The sequence below is a fragment of the Sphingomonas sp. Leaf242 genome, from assembly GCF_001422045.1.
In the GTDB taxonomy this organism is placed as follows: Bacteria; Pseudomonadota; Alphaproteobacteria; order Sphingomonadales; family Sphingomonadaceae; genus Sphingomonas.
The window spans coordinates 197,630-215,982 of sequence record NZ_LMLW01000001.1 but is presented as its reverse complement, the minus strand read 5'-3'; the positions used below and the strand labels follow the sequence as shown (position 1 = coordinate 215,982).

The window sequence follows — 18,353 nt, the reverse complement described above, 5'->3', positions numbered from 1 at the left end:
TTCACGGAAGTCACAAACGAGCCCGAAGTGAGCCGGAAGGCACCCATCCTTTCCGGGATGCACGGGACGGCACAACCCGATCATTCCTAATTCAAATTAACCCTCCTGCGGCAAGCGGGTCAGCACTTAAATAGCCAACAGTGCCCACTCCCTGACTCGATCCTCCTATGATTGTAGGGATATTACTGAAACGGGCCTACGAAGCATATGTCGATCGCGAACATGGTACGCGCCGGAACGGCGGCGTTGATAACTTTGTTGCTGGTTGCGGCCCTGGTGGCAGCAACCAGGGTTAATGCGATCCGTATGGGGGGTGACATGCAGGTCAAGTCGCAACAGGCGGCCGATCTGATCGCTGACGTCCTTCCACCGCCGGAATATGTGATCGAGCCCTATCTGGAGGTCATGTTGCTACGTGAACAGCCGCAACGGATAGCGGAGGTACGAACCCGCCTGCAAAAGCTTCACGCGGACTATACGACCCGTCACAATTATTGGGTCGGAGCAAACCTTGCGCCCGAGCTAAAACGGGGTGTCACCGAGGCCACCCACGCCCCCGCTGCCGCCTTCTGGCATGAACTCGAAAGCAACTACCTTCCCGCGGTTCAACGCGGCGACCGACTTGCGGCCGACCGCAGCTATGCAACTCTGACCGGCTATTACACCGCGCACCGGCAGCAGGTGGATGCGCTGGTGACGACTGCCACTACCTATCAGTCGGCGCTTGAAGTCGAAGCTGCTGCGGTGCTGCGGACGGCGCTGATCTGGCTTTGCGGTCTGGCAGCGCTGCTGCTCGTGCTGATCGTTACGGCGTCGTACACGCTGCTCCGCAAGGTGGTCCGCCCGTTGGTGGAGGTGTCGGACGTAACCGCACGGCTCGCAATTGGTGAACAGGCAACCGTGCCGCACCGCGGCCGCCGCGACGAACTGGGCCGCATCGCCGATGCTGTGGAGCAGTTCCGATCGGCATCTGCCGCGCGCACCGCGCAGGATGCCCGGTCCGCAGCCGAACAGCAGGAAGTAACGGCTGCGCTCAGCAGCGGCCTGCTGGCGCTCCACCGCGGCGACCTAACCGCGGAGATTCGCGGTGAATTCCCGCAATCCTATGTTGCACTCAAGACCAACTTCAACGCCGCCCTAGCGGGCTTGCGCACCCTGATCGCGGCGGTGAGCGAAAGTGCGGCCAGGATCAGCACCGGTTCGGGCGAGATCGCGCACGCTTCCGAAGACCTAGCGCGTCGCACTGAATCCAACGCCGCCAGTCTCGAACAAACCTCCGCCTCCGTGGCGCAGATGGATACCCGGCTCGGAGCAACCGCCGCATCGGCAATTCGCACCGTGGAACGTGCCGACGGTGCCATTACCAGCGTCGGCAATGGCCGCACCGTTGCCGGAGAAGCGGTGCAGGCGATGACCCGTGTGTCGGACAGCGCCAAGGACATCGATGACGTGATCGAAGGTCTCGACAAGATCGCTTTCCAGACCCGCGTCCTCGCCATGAATGCCGCAGTGGAAGCCGGCCGCGCCGGCGACGCGGGCCGCGGTTTCGCCGTGGTCGCCGATCTCGTCTCAGCGCTGGCAATGCGCGCAGAGGAGGAGGCCGGCCGGGCCCGTGAACAGCTTACCGCGACGCAGGCCGGTATCGTTACGGCAGTCGGCTTGGTGCAACGGGTGGACGGCGCACTCGCCGACATTTCTACAGATGTGGTGGAAGTGCATGGCCTGCTCAAACGCATCGCCGATGACAACCAAGCTCAATCTACCGCTGTGTCGCAGATCAACGCCGCCATCGGCACGATGGACCGTTCGACCCAGCAGAACGCCGCTATGGTGGAACAAACCTCCGCTGCCGCGCGCACTCTATCGAGTGAGGTGCTGGCGCTGGCCGAACAGGCTGCACGCTTCAACACGAACGCCGAAACTGCCCCGCGTGCGCGCACTACCCGAGAACAGCACCTCGAATTGGCCAGGTAAGGCACGCGGCCGGACTCACGCTGATGCCAAATACCAATCGCGTTAGCATGCTCGGATCCCGCTACAGTAATCATCCATCGGGTAGGCGGCTACATACCTCCTCCAGGTTTTCGATGGTTGCCCGCAGCTTACGCTTCCTTCCCACGTCGGGCAACGGGCTGAAATAATCCACGATCGGGTTGTCGTTCGCTGGCTTCACTGAATTACTACCGGCGGTGGCGAACTTGGCCACCGGGCTGCGCATCAACTGCGCGCGTGCGGCATCACGTCCCTCTATCGCAACTAGGTCGTTCCAGTCGGTAGGGCGGGCGGACGCGTCATTGAATTGCGGCACGAGCAGGCACCCGCGCGTGGCATCGGCAGCCCGCTTGCCATAGTGCAGCCGGGGTTTTCGATATACCAGCTTGGTCTAGGCGTTGTTGTCCGCAACGATAATGAACGCCGCCTGGACGAACTTCTCGCGCATGATTTCGGCAACCACCGGCAGATTGGGCACGTCGAAATAGACGATGACGCACCAGCCCGTCAGTTCGTGGATCGTCGCGCCGTTTGCGTAGGCCTCGCAAAAAACCAGCGAGGCGCCAACTGATGGCGGGCTTCCGATCATATGGAAGCCGCCACGCTTGCGGCCGTTCTTCAGGTAGCGCTTTTAGATTTTGAGGTGAAAACCGGGCTGGTCATGAAGGCGCAGCATAACTTCGCGCGCCAGCGCGTCGAATACGACGCCGGCTGGAGCGATCTGCAGTCGGCGTTCCTGTAGATCAAGAAGGCGCTGACCCAGAGCGGCAAGAGCGTGACGTTCAAGACCAGTTGCGTAGAGGGGGCGCTAGAAACCCCTCTACTGTAGTGGCGGATCTTTTCCTTCTTGTAGAATTGAAAATCCATCTGCAGTAAAGCGGCCGTGACGACTTGCTGCACGGTAACGCCGTCGTCGAAGACAGTGACGTACGGCGCGTTCGCATCGCCGATCATGCCGCTTAACTAGAACGGTTTGTGGCGCGATCTTGCCCCCCCACGCTCTCAGGATCGCCATCGCGCCCTTCCCGCGTGAAGCCGAGCGACTTTAGCAGCGTCACGTCGCGTGCGCGCTCGGCTCGCCCCGCCTCCGTCTTGTAATAGGCCTGCACGACAGCGGTGAGCCTCTCGTCGAAGTCGCACGACACGGCCTTCAAGTATTTCGCCGGCAGGTTCTTGCTGTCCACAGCCGACGTTCGGATCGTGTCCTTGCCCGGTTGCGAACTCTTCTCATTAGGGCTTGCCGCGTTGGTGGGAAGGTCCACGTCGGATCGGTCCTTATTTGAGCCGAACGCGGTTGGCACGATCATGCTCAGCAGGAAGGCCTTAATCGCCGGTGCGTCCTTCATCGCGAAAAGTTCACATCGATACCAATTTGGTGCTTTTCCACAGCCGATTGACCAGCCTTCAGACTTCGATCGCGATCGACCACGAATGTCGTCTCGAGAGCTTGCTGTTTAGGTTCGTATCATCTCCGTTGTGAGATTCAGATTGCACTGCCCCGACGTGACACCGCCTTGACGGTACGACTCAACCGAAACCCAGCCCTAGTTTAAATGGCGAACCAGCTCACCTACGCATATCATTTAGACCAAATCTAGATCGCTGTACCTCTGTCTGTCCCTGGCTGGACTACAAGACAATCATCATGCTCGCGACGACGACATTCATTAGCGAATGTGACCGCTGCATGATTACTGCGCACGAATTCATTATAAACGCTTAATTCTAACTTATAATACTCCTCGTAATCCACCATACGGTTAGCGACAGGTATAGATAAATACTTTTCGCCCGTGATCGTATCACGGCCCAGGGAAAATCTATCTTTTACAGATACGACCTCATCTACAAAGCGCTTCATGGATTCAACACCGTCGTTACATAATGCTCAGGAAGCGCCTTAACGCCGTCGATAACTGCTTCGTTCTGCCCATTCGGCAGATAGCCACCCGGAAGCCAATGCTCGTTGGCGCCAGCTTCTTGTCCGCTTGGCATCCGCATGCTCAAATCGCGCATTGCCTCCGGTGTGAAATCTACTCGCACAAGCTGAGAATCATCAAGTTGCCCGCTTGGCAACCCCAAGGCTTCCTCCAACTTTCGTGGGTCGCCGCCCGCATCGGCCAGCATGCGATCCGTGTCACCTTTGGTCGATATGAAAGTCGTACCATCTCGTTGGCCCAAGCCATACTTTTCAAGATTCTGCTGTAGAGTAATGCGTGAGGCGCCATCCTCAAACGCCTCGCCATGCTGCGCCAGTCGTTCCGGCGGAATGTAAGTGTCGGGAGGAGGTCGACTGGCTTTTGGCATGTCGAGAATTTCCTGAACCTTGGCAGAGGGAATTCCAATACGCTCTGCCGTCTCAGCAACATGTGGACTCAAAGCCGACGCGCTTTTACCCGCCCGCGCCTCCATCTGCCGCCCCAGAGCCTTGACCCCGGTCTGTGCGGCACGCACGATCCCGGTCGCCTCGACCTTGGCCAACGCCGGCCCGAGCGCACGCGCGGCACCGCGGAGCGCCGGCAGGATGCCGACCAACACCGCCGCCCAACGCACACTTTGGGGCACCTCCGACTGGATCGGCAGCACCGTGACCGCGCCGCCGCCAATGAACACGTTGCCCGACCCCTCGATGATCACCGCGCCGCACGTCGCCTTGTCGCCGGCACGCGCCGCTGGGAGGCCATTGATGAAAACCGTGCCGGACCCTTGCGCGATCTTGCCCGCGTCGCAACTTTCGGCATCTGTCACCCGCGCAGCGGGCAGTCCGTTGATGAAGACGGTTGGCGAACCCCGGAGGATCGAGCCCGAAGGCGCTCCCATCAGCGACGAGCCCAGCGCCTCGCCTGCATCCTCCGCCAACCCCATTAACGCGCCGCCGACCACGGCGTTGACCGCAAACTCGCCGATGGTCACCGCCACGCCCGCAACCAGCGGCGTCGCCAGTCCTGCCGTCGCGACCTCGCGGCGATCGCTGTCGCTGCCATGCCCACAACGATCGCAACGCCCGCTGCTGCCGCCAGTCCTATTAGCGCCCCTGCCACGAACCCACCCAGCGCTTGGCTATGCGCTACCGGGTCAGCGAACCGCGCAGCTTGTGGAGGAGGTCCTTCGCTCATCGCTAGCCGGCAGTTACCTCTGATTAATGGAGGCTCGTCGGGTGCACCAATCCTCCTCGTCATCTGGTCCAACATCCCGCCGCTTATGGTCTGCGGCAGGCAATGAGCTACGCGCTCGGCGATCGGCTTTGCTTCGATGAAGTCTTCGTCATGCGCGGGGGGCGGTTGCAGGCGCGACCTTGCGCGGGTAGGCGGACAGCCGATGCGGTCGGCGTACCATTCTTCGTCGATCGAGACGCGCGGGTCGGCACGGCGGCGGAGCGTTGCGGTCGGTCTGACGATCGTCGCACATATCCTGATCATCCTGTTGCTGCTGCGGCTGGCGCCGTCGATGGTCGCCAAGCCGGTGGAACCGCGCAACCCCGTGACGTTCCAGCTGGCGCCCGATCAGACGGCGCCGACCCCGGCCAAGCGGACGCCTTCGCCGACCAAGGCGAAGCGTGCGAGCGGTGGTTCTCCGCAGCGCGCGGCGCCGCGCGCCGATGCCGCGCAAGCGCCCCCCGCGCCGCCCAAATCGCCGCCGCCGCTGCCGATCAAGATGCTCGGCGGCATGGAGATGTTCGACGCCGCGGATATTTCGAAGATGCCGTCGCATCCTGAAGACCAGCTTGCTGGCGGCGACGGTGGGAGCGGGTCGGGCAAGGGGAAGGACAGCGGTTCAGTCTACGGTCCGGGCGAAGGCCCTGGCGGAGAGCGTTTGATGAAGGTCGAATGGTATCGTCGGCCGACCGATGCGGAGCTGAACGGCTATCTGAAGAGCGCGCCGCCACCCAACAGCTGGGCGAAGATCGCCTGCCGGATGATCGCGAACTATCAGGTCGAGAATTGCCGCGCGCTGAGCGAGTCACCGGTCGGTTCGGGCCTTGCCCGATCGATGCGTCAGGCCGCGTGGCAGTTCCGCGTGCGTCCGCCGCGGATCAACGGCAAGCCGGTCCTCGGCGGCTGGGTCGAGATCGACATCGAGTTCAATTCGGGATCGGCGCCGTAAGGGACCGCAGCCTTCGCACCGTCAGGGTCGCGCCGGTTCCGGCACCACGGGTTGCACAGCGGTCGCGCTCGGCTCCGCCGTCGGCATCTGCTCGATGATCGGCATGGCCGCGCGAGGGGGCGGTTCGGTGACCCCGCCGGGCCCGAGGATGGCGTCGACGTTGCGGCCGTGGAGATGATCGATCTCCGCCTGGCGTCGGCGCAGGTAGAATTCGCGCGACGCCGCATAGGGATCGGCGGCGTTGTCGTGCAGGTCCTTCAGCGTGTCGTCGAACTCCGAGCGATGATCGAGCGCGCCTAGGACGCCGGCCGGGATCGTGTAGGTCGGACTGGTGAACGGCTTGCCGACCGCGACCGGCAGCATCAGTCGATCGACCCCGCCACCGATCAGATCGCGCAGCGTCGTCGGGCCGACCAGCGGCAGGAACAGGAACGGCCCGTTCTTTACGCCGTAATAGCCCAGCGTGTTGGCGAACCCGTTCGAGCGGCGCGGCAGGCGGAACGGCCGGCGCTTGGCGATGTCCAGCACGCCGACAGCGCCGACCGTCGAGTTGATCGCGAACCGACCGACGGTTTCGACGGCCTTGCCGGGTTTCAGCTGCAGCAGGAAGTTCACGAACACGATCGGTTCGCGCAGATTGTAGAGGAAATTGTGGATGCCGCGGCGGATCGGCGACGGGACGGTCTTCTTGTACTGACGCGCGACCGGCCCAACGAACGCCTTGTCGACCGCCTCGGTCGCGTCGAACGCGGTCGCGTTGACCGATCGCAGCGGATCGCCCGCGAGCGCTTTCCGCCCGACGACGACGATGTCGTGCGGCGGCCCGGCGGTGCTGCCGGCCTTCCGCGGTGCAGGGGTCGTCGCCTCCAGGATCGGTCGATCGGTTTGCGGCGACAGGGGAACCGGTGCGGGCGTGGGGGTAATCGACAGCGACGTTATCGGCGGGCTCGTGGCCTGGTCGTCGACGCGCACCGGCGGTTCGACCGGCTGTTGCGCGGCGAGCGACTCGCCGTTCGCCTGCATCGATGTTGCAGCCATCAGCAACGCGGTCGTCCAGGCCAACATATGCACTCATCACCTTTGTAGCCGGCCGCACTGTGCGCTCGCCGAAGCAGGGGCGCCACCACAACCCGATCGGTTACAGCCGCTGTGACGATTAGCGCGGCATAGCAAGCACCTAATGATGCCGGACTGTCATATGCGGTAATGCAGTGACGGGAATTGTGCCCGCCGTCCGGTTGCGGTCGGCGCGTCTAACGAAGCGGTTGCTTCGCGTTGGTCGACAGCGTGCGCGACAGCGTCACGAAACTAGGGCCATCAACCTGGATCTCGTTGAACGCCGGAGGCGTGCCGCGCGTCCGCTTCGACAACGTGCCCGCACCGATCATGCGGACCGTCCGGCCCTCGCGATCGACGGGGATATCGAAGGGATCGTGGACGTGGCCGGACAAGACGGCATGCGCCCCCGCCTCGGCAAGCGCAGTCAGCGCCTCGTCGCCATAGCGCGTCCTGGCAGTACCCGTCGTCCCACCTTCGATCAGCGGGTGATGCGCGGCGACGAAGACCAGATTGCCCTTCGGCGCGTCAGCGATCAGCGTCAGCGCACGCCGCAGCGAGCCCTGCCCCACCCTGCCCTTCGACCAGTTCCACCGCCACTGCGCGCGCGCGGTCGTCTTCAGCGGGACGATCGTCACACCGGGCAGTTCCAATGGACGTTCGATCATCTGCTCGACCGCGGCATAGCGCTGATACGGCGCGAATATCCGCCGGAACGGGTCCCAATAATAGGGAATGTCGTGATTGCCGACCTCCAGCGTCACCGGCACGCCGAGCGAGCGCAGCCAATCGCCGCCGCGTTCGAACTCGCGCTTAGTCGCGCGCATCGTCAGATCGCCCGTCATGATGACGGCATCGGGCTTTTCCGCGGCGACGCACTGGTCGAACCAGGCGATCGCGGCGGGGTCCTCGGCGCCAAAATGGACGTCGCTGACGTGGAACAGTTTCAGCATGCGAGGGTCACGCAAGTTCGGCGAGCGACGCGGGCTGATGCACCGGGCAACCGTTGAAATTGCCGCGGAAGTTCGCGGACAGCGCATAGGTATCCTTGCGCGCACGGTTGACCCCGCCGAGCGGCTGGTGCGCGGCAACGCCGTTCCAGATGCTGTAGACCAGTGCATCGTCGGTCCGGTCGGTCACGCCCTGCTCCCAGGAGATTTGCGGCTCGACCGTCAGAGTCGCGACGGTGACGAACGGGCTTTCCGCTTCGTCCCACACCACCGACGCATCCTCGATCGGCATCGCTTCGAGATCGGTGTTGAGCTGGACGCGAAGCTCCCACGCGCCGCCATGCTCGATCAGTTCCTCGCGGACCACCTCGCGCAACGCGTCTGGGCGCGCGGTGATGTCGACCATGTCGCCGGTGAGACGCGTCAGGCTTGGCGAGACGGGAAACAGCGCGACCTTCGCGATGTAATCGCCATAGCGCAGCGGGGTCTGCGAGTAATAGGTTTCGCCGAGCGGGTGGACGGGTTTCGCGCCGCCCAGGGTCTGCAGCGTCGCCGACTGGCCGCCGACCGCTTCGAGCGCGGCTTCGACGACGCGGAAGGTGGCGGACATCGCCTTCTTCACGCCCTCGAACTTGTCGGTGGTCTTCGAAAGAAGCTTCAAGTTCTTCGAAAACGCCTTGGCGTCCGCCGCCGCAAACGCAGGGCCGTTGACCATGATGAAATCCTGCGTCGTCGCGCCGTCCGATCCCGGCAACCGCGCACCGTCGACATCGAGGATCTTCAGAGCGAGACCGCGCGGCAGGCTGATGCTGTCGTCGAGGATGTCCCCGGCATTGGTCGAGATGCGCAGGATCGCCTCGTGCTCGCCGGGCGTCGCGAAGATCCCTTGCGCCAGTTCGGGGGGCAGATCGGCGGCGATGACCAGCGTCCCGCGGGCGATGCCGTGCGCCTTGGCATGGACCGCGCGGACCGCATGGCCATAGTCCTGTGAGGTCGTCTCGAGAATCTCGCGAAACGACTCCTCCAGCACGGCCAGCGTCTCCTGCTCGTCGGAGGCGACCGTCTCGACGGACGGATCGTAGCGGACGGGGGACTTGCTGGGCATCGGGTAACTCCATTTCGTACCGCGTCGTAACCCCCTGGTCTCGAAAGACGTTCCGCGAAATTGCGATCACGGCGTTGCAAACCGGATGCCGACCGCCGATCAGCGCCATCGAAGGAGCCTATGATGCACATACCCGAAGTCACCCCGCCAACGGTCGCGATCGTCGGCACCACGGACCGCTTCCCGGTCCGCCGCATTTTCTGCGTCGGGCAGAACTATGCCGATCATGCCCGCGAGATGGGATCCGATCCCGCCCGGCAACAGCCGTTCTTCTTCTCGAAGCCGGCAGATGCGGTCGTCGCGAGCGGCACGACGCTGCCCTTTCCCACGCAGACCGACGATTTGCATCACGAGGTGGAGCTCGTCGTTGCGATCGGCGTCGGCGGGAAGGATGTCGCGGCCACGGAGGCGGCGGCGATGATCTTCGGCGCTGGCGTCGGCATCGATCTGACGCGGCGCGATCTTCAGGCGGTCGCGAAGAAGGCGGGTCGTCCGTGGGACATGGCGAAGGGGTTCGATCGATCGGCCCCGGTCGGCGCACTGACGCCTGGTGCGCCGGCCGCGCAGGGTGCGATCGCGCTGGCGGTCGATGGCGAGACGCGGCAATCGGGTGACCTGTCGATGATGATCTGGAGCGTGGCCGAGGTGATCGCGGCCCTGTCGAGCTTCGTCGAACTCGCACCGGGCGACCTGATTTTCACCGGCACGCCCGCCGGAGTCGGCCCGATCAGGCGCGGCCAACGCGTCCGCGCGACGATCGATGGCCTCGAGCCGCTGGAGATCGCGTTCGAGGACTAGGAGGGATCGCCATTAAGTTCGGTTCGGCAAATCCCACCCACTTCCGTCATGCCGGACTCGTTCCGGCATCCACGGTGCCGCACGATAAATAGTATTTGGTTTGCGGAACGGTGGACCCCCGAACCAGTCCGGGGTGACGGAGAAATTTTGGGGATGGCGCGATCCAGTCGACCGTTCGGGGTCTGCCGTCGCCCGTACTACCTCCATCGATTTCGCAGACTGCGAGGTCAGCGCCGTTCCGCTATTGCACATCGTTATCATTCCTATACGACTGCGCGTATGAACGAGCGCGGCGCTGCACATTCGGAACGGAAGATCGGCGTGCGGCCGTGACTCGCGGTACGATCAAGGCGTGGTACCTCGTCCACAAATGGACGAGCCTGATCTGCACGGCGTTCCTGTTGATGCTGTGCGTGACCGGGCTGCCGTTGATCTTCCACGAGGAGATCGACGGCTGGCTCGATCCGCCGGCGCCGCTCGCGGCACTGCCGGCGACGACCCCGGCGCTGTCGCTCGACACCATCCTCGCGCGCGCCGCTGCGCAGGCGCCGGGTGATATCCCGCTCTATCTGAGCTTCGACGACCACCGGCCGATCGTCTACGTCACGACCGGGCCAACCCCCGATGCGGTCCCCGCGGCGATGCATTTCCTCGCGCTCGACGCGCGCACCGGCACGATGCTGCCGCCGCATGTCGACGGCGTCATGGATTTCATCCTCAAGCTGCACACCGACATGCTGCTCGGCTTCTGGGCGGAGATCTTCCTCGGTTTCATGGGCCTGCTGTTCTTCGCGGCGATCGTGTCGGGCGTGGTGCTCTACGCGCCGTTCATGGCGAAGCTCGATTTCGGCACGCTGCGCCGCAACCGAAGCACACGGCTCGGCTGGCTCGACCGGCATAATTTGCTCGGCATCGTCACGCTGGTCTGGGCGAGCGTGGTCGGGCTGACGGGCACGATCAACACGCTGGTCGTGCCGATCACCGGGATCTGGAAGGCGAACGGGCTCGCCGCGATCATGGCGAGCGAGGCGCGGACGCCGCTCGGCAAGCAGCGCGCGTCGGTGCAGGCTGCGCTCGACGCGGTGCAACGCGAGGCACCGGACATGACGCCGCAGTTCATCGCCTTTCCCGGCGTCGTGTTCAGCAGCAAGCATCATTATGCGGTGTTCCTGCGTGGGACGACGCCGCTGACGTCGAAACTGCTGTTGCCGGGGTTCGTCGATGCGGCGACCGGGCGGCTCGACGCGGTGACGCCGATGCCGTGGTACATGCAGGCGATGCTGCTCGCGCAGCCGCTGCACTTCGGCGATTATGGCGGGATGGCGATGAAGATCGTCTGGGCGGTGTTCGACACGCTGACGATCGTCGTGCTCGGCAGCGGGCTGTACCTCTGGCTGCGGCGACGCGGTGGGCCGAGCGAACAGCGTGTCCGCGAAGTCGTGATGGCAGGTGAAGCATGAGACACAGGACGACGCTGCAGGTTTTCGGCGTGCCGATCCTGCTTGGGATCGCGACTCTGCTCGGGCTTGGCGCCGGGCTGATCGGCGATGGCGGCTGGGACGTCGCGGCCGGGCTGCTGCTCGCCGCGCCGCTGGCGATCACCGGATGGTATTGGACGCGGACGGCGCCGAAGACCAAACGCGACCGCACTGGCGCGGTCCACCAAATGCCCGCAGTTCGGCGGGTGTGACGAAACGGGGCCGGCGGATTGCCGACCCCGCTTCGCAGTTTCGTTCTCGGGTCAGACGCCGCGCGCCGGTTGTGCGGTACCGGTCGTTGGAGCCGGCGGGGTGCCGGTCACCGGAGCCGGTGGTGTAACACCGGGTGCTGGAGCCGGCGGCAGCGTGCCGGGTGCCGTTCCCATCGGCGCAGGGGGGACGACGCCGGCTGGCGGCGGCGGTGGCGGGGCACCGGGTCCACCTGGACCTCCCGGGCCACCGGGGCCGCCGGGACCACCATCGGGGCCATCAGGACCGGGGCCGGGACGACCGCGCGGCGGACCGCCGACCGGGCCGAGCGCGGTGACCTTGCCACCCGCACCAACCAGATACGACGCATGGACGAAGCCCTGGTCGAACTGGCCCTGGACGGTGACCGGCTGCCCGGGGGTGACGAGCGTGCCGTCCTCGCCTTCGCGGCCGAGATCGACCAGCGCGCGACCGGTGCGATCGGCCATCACGAACTTGTTGCCATAGACCTCGGCGACGGTGCCGCGGATCGTGACGATGCCGTCCGACTGAAGCGAGCGGATCGCGACCGGCGTGGCGGGGGCCATGCTCACCGTCGGGCGGGTGGCGGCGACGGTGACGGCACCGGCGGCACCGCCGACGACGAGCAGACCGGCGGCGGCGATCGCCAGACGGTTGCGGCGAAACTTCGAAGGATTGGCGGGGTGTTCCGACATGATGTCTGTCCTCTCGTTGGTTGACGAGAGACGCTCTACGCCGAGTCGGCCGACGCCCGCTGAACCAAGCCGTTCAGTTTCCGTTTGGCACTTGGGCATAAGGCCGACGGGTCAGGGGAAACACGCATGCGGGTATTGGTGGTCGAGGACGACGTGGCGATCGCCGACGGGTTGGCGCGGGCGTTGCGCGCGGAGCATTTCGCGGTCGACGTCGCGACCAACGGCGAGGACGGCGGGCATCTCGGCGCGACCGAACTCTACGACGTCGCGGTTCTCGATCTCGGCCTGCCCAAGCGCGACGGGCTCTCGGTGCTGCGCGACTGGCGATCGGCGGGGCGCGACCTGCCGGTGCTGATCCTGACCGCGCGCGACGGATGGTCGGAGAAGGTCGAGGGGTTCAAGGCCGGCGCCGACGATTATGTCGTGAAGCCGTTCCGCGTCGAGGAAGTCGTGATGCGGCTGCGCGCGCTCGTCCGCCGCGCCGCGGGTCATGCAGCCTCGCGCGTGACGTGCGGGCCGCTGGCGTTCGACGCGCAGCTCGGGACGTTCGAGCTCGACGGACTGCCGCTAAAGCTGACCGCGTTCGAATGGCGCGTGCTGTCCGCGCTGATGCTGCGGCGCGAAGTGGTGATCGAACGCGCCGACCTGATCGAACGCGTCTACGAGGGCGATGCCGATGTCGATTCGAACTCGATCGAGGTCATCATCGGCCGGCTGCGGCGCAAGATCGGCGCGCAGATGATCGAGACGGTGCGTGGCCGGGGTTACCGGTTGACGGGCGGCGGCGCGTGACGGCGCGGCGGTCGCTCGTTCCCCGTTCGCTATACGGCCGGATGCTGGCGATCTCGGCGATCTCGACGCTGGTCGCGCTGGTGTTCGCGGGGTTCGCGATCAGTCATGTCCTCGAACGCTTCGTGATGCACGGGCTCGACGACCGGCTCGATGCGCAGGTGTCGGTGGTCGCGCGCGCGGTCCGCCCCGACGGGACGCTCGACCGCACACGGGTCGTCGATCTGGCCGGGCTCGATTCGCCCGGTTCGGGCTGGGCCTGGCAGGTGCAAAGCCCCGTCGGACGCTGGACGAGCGACGGGGCGGCAGCCGAGAGTGTCGTGCTGCCCGGACCTGATCGGGCGCCCCCTCGGCCCCCCTTAGCCGGTCAGCCGCCCACGCCACCGCGGCTCGACGACGGGCAGCCGCGGCCCGGCGAGACGCGCGACCGGCACGGGCAACGCCTGCATTCGCGCACCTCGACCGTCGCCAGTCGCGCAGGCCCGGTGACGATCACCGCGATCGGCCCGCGGCGGATCGTCGAGGCGCCGTTGCGCGAGGCGATGATCCCGCTGCTCGGCTCGCTTGCGCTGCTCGGTATCGGCCTCGGGCTGGCAACGCTGGTGCAACTCCGGATCGGGTTTCGGCCGCTGCGCGATCTGCGCACGTCGCTGGCAGCCGTCCGGGCCGGCAGCGCGCGTCACGTGCCCGACGATCAGCCGGGCGAACTGCGCCCCCTGGTCGTCGAACTGAACGCGCTGATCGACCAGAACGCCGCCGGGCTGGCACATGCCCGCCAGCATGTCGCGAACCTCGCGCATGGGCTGAAGACGCCGCTCGCCGCACTGTCGCTCAAGCTGGCCGAGGCACGCGCCGGCGACGACCTGCGCGACATGGTCGACCAGATCGATTCGCGCGTCCGCCATCATCTCGGGCGCGCGCGCGCCGACGCCGCCGGGTCGGGCGCGCGCGCGCGCACCGCGATCGCCCCCGCGATCGGCGATCTCACCAACGTGCTGCGGCGGATCCATGCCGAGCGTCCGCTGTCGGTCGAGATCGCCGTGCCGCCCAAGATCGCGGTGGCGATCGACCCGCAGGACCTCGACGAGATGGTCGGCAACCTGCTCGACAACGCCTGGCGTCACGCGTGCGCACGGATATCGGTCATCGCCGTTATAGAGGGTCCCCTCGTGTCGTTAGCGATTGCCGACGACGGCGAAGGGCTCGATAATTCGGTAATCGACGAGGCGATGATGCCCGGTCGTCGGCTCGACGAACGCGGCGACGGGCATGGCTTCGGCCTGTCGATCACGCGCGAACTCGCCGAGCTCAACGGCGGTGGGTTAACGCTGGGACGATCGTCCGAACTCGGTGGGCTGTCGGCCATGCTGACGCTGCCGATCCAGGCCTAAGGCTCGCTAAGCCCCCGACAAAACTTCAGGAATTTCGGAACTTACAATTTTTGTCCGTCGAATAAGATCTTGGCCGCTGCTCGGGAGGCCGCTGCACTTAAGTCGAAATTAACCTTTTACCTTCATTTGTCCTGTGGTTAATGAATGGAAGTCGAGCTGCGGACATGAGGTGTCGAGCGGTCTCGCGAACAGGGGACGACGCATGCGGGTGCTGCTGATCGAGGACGAGCCGACGACGGCCAAGGCTATCGAGCTGATGCTGACGACCGAAGGGTTCAACGTCTACATCACCGATCTCGGGGAAGAAGGCCTCGATCTGGGCAAGCTGTATGATTACGACATCATCCTGCTCGATCTGAACCTGCCAGACATGCATGGCTACGACGTGCTCAAGCGCCTGCGGGTCGCACGCGTGTCGACCCCGGTGCTGATCCTGTCGGGCGTGAACGAGATGGACTCGAAGGTGCGCAGCTTCGGCTTCGGCGCGGACGATTACGTCACCAAGCCGTTCCACCGCGAGGAACTGGTCGCACGTATCCACGCCGTCGTCCGCCGCTCCAAGGGCCACAGCCAGTCGGTCATCCGCACCGGCAAGCTGGCCGTCAATCTCGACGCCAAGACGGTCGAAGTCGATGGCAGCCGCGTCCACCTGACCGGCAAGGAATATGCGATGCTGGAGCTGCTGTCGCTCCGCAAAGGCACGACGCTCACCAAGGAAATGTTTCTCAACCATCTGTATGGCGGGATGGACGAGCCGGAATTGAAGATCATCGACGTGTTCATCTGCAAGCTGCGCAAAAAGCTCAGCCTGGCGTGTGACGGCGAGAATTACATCGAGACCGTCTGGGGTCGCGGCTATGTGCTGCGCGAACCCGACGAGGTGCTCGAAGCCCAGGTCGCGTAACTCCCCTGTATTTCGGGAGCGCTGAAGGCCGCGGTACCGGGGGGTGCCACGGTCTTTCCTGTTTTTGACGGGCGCGGGGAAGAACCCCTACGCCGTCGCCAAGCGAACGCGCCGTCGTCCTGACGAAAGTTAGGATCCAGAGCAATGAAGCGGGATGCCTGGAATCCTGGGTCCTGACTTTCGTCAGGATGACGGGTTGCAGGCGGGTCAGACCTATTTCTTCTGCCGCAGCCGCCGGAACAGGCCGCGCTTGCTGAGCGCTTCGAACATCTCTTCCGGGCCTTCGGGATCGAGCACCTCGTTGTCCGCCAGCCATTCCTCGACCGCGGTCAGGTCGGGGACCTCGTAGGGCTGGACCGTCTTCCCCTTACCGCGCAGGCGCTCGATCGTCTCGATCAGCGACCCGGTCTCGGCGATCAGATCGCTGACCACAGACACCGCGACACCAAGATGCTCCGCGATCAACCCGTCGCGGATTGCGGCGATGCCCCGCGCGGTCGCGTCATCGGTCGCGCGAATCGCTAGATCGCATTCGGTGTCGAGCCGCAGCGAGCGGTTGTTCATGTTCGACGACCCAAGCCGGAACACGTCGTCGTCGGCGATCAGGATCTTTGCGTGGCAATAGATCGGCTCGCCGCCGGCGGTGTAGGGATGATACATCCGCAGCCGCCCGTGCGTATCGCGCCGGTGCAGCGCCTCCATCAGCCGCGCCCGCGCGGTATCCATCGCGATCGGTTCGAGCCAGCCTTGCGCGGTGGTCGGGTTGATGATGACGATTTCCGGCCCGTCCGCCTCGTCGAGCCGCCGCGCGACCGCCTCGGCGATCTTCCGCGATGCGAAATACTGGCTTTCGATGTAGAGATGCTTCTTCGCCCGCGCGATCTGGCCGAGGAACAGCGCCTCGCTTTCGTAGACCGGTTCCTGGTCGGACATCTCGGGTTCGCTGCGCGCGATCGCGACGTCGACGTCACGAAAATCGACCGGTAGCCCCTCGGGCCAGTGTTTTCCGCCGGGTTCGCCCGCCGCCATCTTCATCCCACCAGCCAGGTGCCAGCGCCGCCGAAACAGCTCGCCCAGTGCATGCGCCACGGGGCCCTGCACCGCGCTGATCGCGTCGTGCCACGGCTTGTAGGGCTTGCCCGATGGCTGGACGCGGTGCGGATCGCCATCGCGGTGATCGCGCGTGTCCCAGCGGTCGCCGGTCATGTCGATGCCGCCGCAGAACGCCAGCGCATCGTCGATGATGACGATCTTCTGGTGATGCGATGCGGCGGTCGGATGATGGCCGTCGAGCTTGGTGTGGATGCGCTTGTGCTTCATCCATTTCAGCATCGTGAAGACGGTCGAGCCACGGAACAGCGACTTGATCGCGCCGGTATCCCAACGCAGCACGAAGATCTCGAGGTCGGGCTCGCGCTCGACAAGCCACAGCATGAACTCGCCAAGCGTCTTGGGCTCGCCGGGACGATCGACGCCAGGTTCGAGGGCGATGCGCGCGTCGAAGTCCCAGCCGATCAGCAGGATGCGACGCTTGGCGCCCATCATCGCGACGCGCGCGGTCCGGAAATAGTCCGCCGCATCGACGATCACCGCCATCTGTTCGGCGCGTTCGACCCGCCAGCATTCCGTCCCGACCTGCATTCGCGTCCCTTCGTTTGCCTGTCGGCAATACCTGCGGCCGGACGATTGGTTGCGGATGCACCTGTATCGCCGCCGCCCGCGCGCCTATCTAACGCGCTGATGAGTCCTCCTACCCAGCCGCCCGCCCAGCGCAAGGTGATCCATGTCGACATGGATGCCTTCTATGCGTCGGTGGAGCAGCGCGACGATCCGTCGCTGAGGGGGAAACCGGTCGCGGTCGGCGGATCGCGCGCGCGCGGCGTGGTGGCTGCGGCAAGCTACGAAGCGCGGGCGTTCGGGGTGCGCAGCGCGATGCCGTCGGCCACCGCGATCCGGCGCTGCCCCGATCTCGTGTTCGTGCCGCCGCGGTTCGACGTGTACCGCGACGTCTCCGACCGGATCCGCGCGATCTTCGCGGACTATACCGATCTGGTCGAACCGCTGTCGCTCGACGAGGCGTATCTCGACGTGACCGAGGATATCCGCGGGCTCGGCACCGCGGCGGCGATCGCCGAGGAAATCAGGGAGCGGATCAAGGCGGACACCGGCCTCACCGCCTCCGCCGGAGTCAGCTACAACAAGTTCATCGCCAAGCTCGCTTCAGACCAGAACAAGCCAGACGGGATCTGCATCATCACGCCGAAGCGCGGCGCAGCGTTCGTCCAGTCGCTGCCGGTCAAGCGTTTCCACGGGGTCGGGCCGGTCACCGCGCAGAAGATGGAACGGCTCGGCATCCTGACCGGCGCGGACCTGTTCGGGCGCAGCCTCGCCTTCCTTCAGGCCAATTTCGGCAGCTATGCGGAGTATCTGTACGGCGCGGCGCGCGGCATCGATCACCGCCCGGTACGCGTCAATCGTGCCGCCAAGTCGGTCGGCGCGGAGCGGACGTTCGAGACCAACCTGCGCGATCCCGACGATCTGCGCGCCGCGCTCCACCGGGTGGCGGACGCCGCGTGGGTACGGATCGAAAAGCACGGGACGCGGGGACGGACGATCACGTTGAAGCTGCGGCATGCCGATTTCCGGACGATCACGCGGGCGCGGTCGTCGCTGTCGGCGGTGACGGACAAGACCGCGTTCCTGGCGGCCGGGCTGGATCTGTTGATGGCGCAGCTGCCGGTGCCGGACGGGGTGCGGCTGCTGGGGCTGACGCTGTCGGGGATCGTCGGCGACGAGGAAGAGGTACAGCCGAGCTTGCTGTAATGCGCCACCTCTCCCCTGTGGGCAGAGGGCTGGAATA

At 65.1% G+C, this 18,353-nt stretch carries 21 protein-coding genes; 9 read left to right on the top strand and 12 right to left on the bottom strand.

The window, feature by feature from the left end; all coding sequences use genetic code 11:
- Nucleotides 1-207 precede the first annotated feature (207 nt).
- On the top strand, nt 208-1,974 hold the full coding sequence (locus ASF09_RS01040) for a methyl-accepting chemotaxis protein (protein ID WP_235529486.1): 1,767 nt from the start codon (nt 208-210) through the stop codon (nt 1,972-1,974).
- 70 nt (nt 1,975-2,044) lie between these two features.
- Here the strand turns inward: ASF09_RS01040 and ASF09_RS19955 are convergent, their stop codons facing one another.
- The 7 genes from ASF09_RS19955 to ASF09_RS21165 all read right to left on the bottom strand — a co-directional run bounded on the left by ASF09_RS19955 (nt 2,045) and on the right by ASF09_RS21165 (nt 5,108).
- Nucleotides 2,045-2,308 (bottom strand): hypothetical protein, encoded by a 264-nt coding sequence (locus ASF09_RS19955; protein WP_156359121.1) that lies wholly within the window; start codon nt 2,306-2,308, stop codon nt 2,045-2,047.
- Between the two features lie 75 nt (nt 2,309-2,383).
- On the bottom strand, nt 2,384-2,581 hold the full coding sequence (locus tag ASF09_RS01035) for a hypothetical protein (protein ID WP_060523960.1): 198 nt from the start codon (nt 2,579-2,581) through the stop codon (nt 2,384-2,386).
- 29 nt (nt 2,582-2,610) lie between these two features.
- On the bottom strand, nt 2,611-2,946 hold the full coding sequence (locus ASF09_RS19950; protein WP_060523959.1) for a hypothetical protein: 336 nt from the start codon (nt 2,944-2,946) through the stop codon (nt 2,611-2,613).
- 5 nt (nt 2,947-2,951) lie between these two features.
- The gene (locus ASF09_RS01025) at nt 2,952-3,338 is read right to left on the bottom strand and encodes a hypothetical protein (RefSeq protein ID WP_060523957.1); all 387 of its coding nucleotides are present in this window, start codon (nt 3,336-3,338) and stop codon (nt 2,952-2,954) included.
- Nucleotides 3,339-3,586: 248 nt separating this feature from the next.
- Nucleotides 3,587-3,853: a hypothetical protein gene (locus ASF09_RS19500; RefSeq protein WP_082443974.1), complete on the bottom strand. Its 267-nt coding sequence runs from the start codon at nt 3,851-3,853 to the stop codon at nt 3,587-3,589.
- Complete coding sequence (locus tag ASF09_RS01020; protein WP_156359120.1) at nt 3,850-4,905, bottom strand: PAAR domain-containing protein; 1,056 nt, start codon at nt 4,903-4,905, stop codon at nt 3,850-3,852. The genes ASF09_RS19500 and ASF09_RS01020 overlap by 4 nt, the downstream gene beginning before the upstream one ends.
- Complete coding sequence (locus ASF09_RS21165) at nt 4,902-5,108, bottom strand: hypothetical protein (RefSeq protein ID WP_443024932.1); 207 nt, start codon at nt 5,106-5,108, stop codon at nt 4,902-4,904. The genes ASF09_RS01020 and ASF09_RS21165 overlap by 4 nt, the downstream gene beginning before the upstream one ends.
- Before the next feature lie 202 nt (nt 5,109-5,310).
- Between ASF09_RS21165 and ASF09_RS01015 the strand changes: the two genes are divergently transcribed.
- A complete protein-coding gene (locus ASF09_RS01015) occupies nt 5,311-6,096 on the top strand; it encodes a hypothetical protein (RefSeq protein ID WP_060523953.1) in 786 nt (261 codons plus the stop codon).
- Nucleotides 6,097-6,117: 21 nt separating this feature from the next.
- On the opposite strand, the gene ASF09_RS01010 is transcribed toward ASF09_RS01015, so the two are convergent.
- From ASF09_RS01010 to ASF09_RS01000, 3 genes are all read right to left on the bottom strand, one after another.
- Nucleotides 6,118-7,134, bottom strand: coding sequence for an MlaA family lipoprotein (locus ASF09_RS01010; RefSeq protein ID WP_235529483.1), 1,017 nt, complete (start codon nt 7,132-7,134; stop codon nt 6,118-6,120).
- Nucleotides 7,135-7,349: 215 nt separating this feature from the next.
- Nucleotides 7,350-8,105 carry a metallophosphoesterase family protein gene (locus ASF09_RS01005; protein ID WP_060523951.1) on the bottom strand — a complete coding sequence of 252 codons (756 nt, stop codon included), beginning with the start codon at nt 8,103-8,105 and terminating at the stop codon, nt 7,350-7,352.
- 7 nt (nt 8,106-8,112) lie between these two features.
- Nucleotides 8,113-9,207, bottom strand: a complete 1,095-nt coding sequence (locus ASF09_RS01000; protein WP_060523949.1) for a catalase family protein — start codon at nt 9,205-9,207, stop codon at nt 8,113-8,115.
- Nucleotides 9,208-9,327: 120 nt separating this feature from the next.
- On the opposite strand from ASF09_RS01000, the gene ASF09_RS00995 reads away from it, so the two are divergent.
- The 3 genes from ASF09_RS00995 (at nt 9,328) to ASF09_RS00985 (ending at nt 11,695) form a co-directional block, all read left to right on the top strand.
- Entirely contained in the window at nt 9,328-10,005 is a 678-nt protein-coding gene (locus ASF09_RS00995; protein WP_060523947.1) for a fumarylacetoacetate hydrolase family protein, read from the top strand.
- 329 nt (nt 10,006-10,334) lie between these two features.
- Entirely contained in the window at nt 10,335-11,465 is a 1,131-nt protein-coding gene (locus ASF09_RS00990) for a PepSY-associated TM helix domain-containing protein (protein WP_060523944.1), read from the top strand.
- Nucleotides 11,462-11,695, top strand: coding sequence for a hypothetical protein (locus ASF09_RS00985; RefSeq protein WP_060523942.1), 234 nt, complete (start codon nt 11,462-11,464; stop codon nt 11,693-11,695). Before ASF09_RS00990 ends, ASF09_RS00985 begins: the two co-directional genes overlap by 4 nt.
- 51 nt (nt 11,696-11,746) lie before the next feature.
- Here ASF09_RS00985 and ASF09_RS20605 read toward each other — a convergent pair whose 3' ends face one another.
- A complete protein-coding gene (locus tag ASF09_RS20605) occupies nt 11,747-12,409 on the bottom strand; it encodes a hypothetical protein (protein WP_060523941.1) in 663 nt (220 codons plus the stop codon).
- Between the two features lie 126 nt (nt 12,410-12,535).
- Here ASF09_RS20605 and ASF09_RS00975 point away from each other — a divergent pair, with 126 nt between their 5' ends.
- From ASF09_RS00975 to ctrA, 3 genes are all read left to right on the top strand, one after another.
- Entirely contained in the window at nt 12,536-13,201 is a 666-nt protein-coding gene (locus ASF09_RS00975) for a response regulator (protein WP_060523936.1), read from the top strand.
- Complete coding sequence (locus ASF09_RS00970) at nt 13,198-14,589, top strand: ATP-binding protein (protein WP_235529482.1); 1,392 nt, start codon at nt 13,198-13,200, stop codon at nt 14,587-14,589. Before ASF09_RS00975 ends, ASF09_RS00970 begins: the two co-directional genes overlap by 4 nt.
- Nucleotides 14,590-14,791: 202 nt before the next feature.
- Nucleotides 14,792-15,493: a response regulator transcription factor CtrA gene (ctrA, locus tag ASF09_RS00965; protein WP_055872989.1), complete on the top strand. Its 702-nt coding sequence runs from the start codon at nt 14,792-14,794 to the stop codon at nt 15,491-15,493.
- A gap of 213 nt (nt 15,494-15,706) precedes the next feature.
- Here ctrA and ASF09_RS00960 read toward each other — a convergent pair whose 3' ends face one another.
- Nucleotides 15,707-17,134, bottom strand: coding sequence for a phospholipase D-like domain-containing protein (locus tag ASF09_RS00960; protein ID WP_060523932.1), 1,428 nt, complete (start codon nt 17,132-17,134; stop codon nt 15,707-15,709).
- A 99-nt stretch (nt 17,135-17,233) separates the two neighbouring features.
- Here ASF09_RS00960 and dinB point away from each other — a divergent pair, with 99 nt between their 5' ends.
- Nucleotides 17,234-18,316 carry a DNA polymerase IV gene (dinB, locus tag ASF09_RS00955; protein ID WP_060523930.1) on the top strand — a complete coding sequence of 361 codons (1,083 nt, stop codon included), beginning with the start codon at nt 17,234-17,236 and terminating at the stop codon, nt 18,314-18,316.
- Nucleotides 18,317-18,353: the final 37 nt, after the last annotated feature.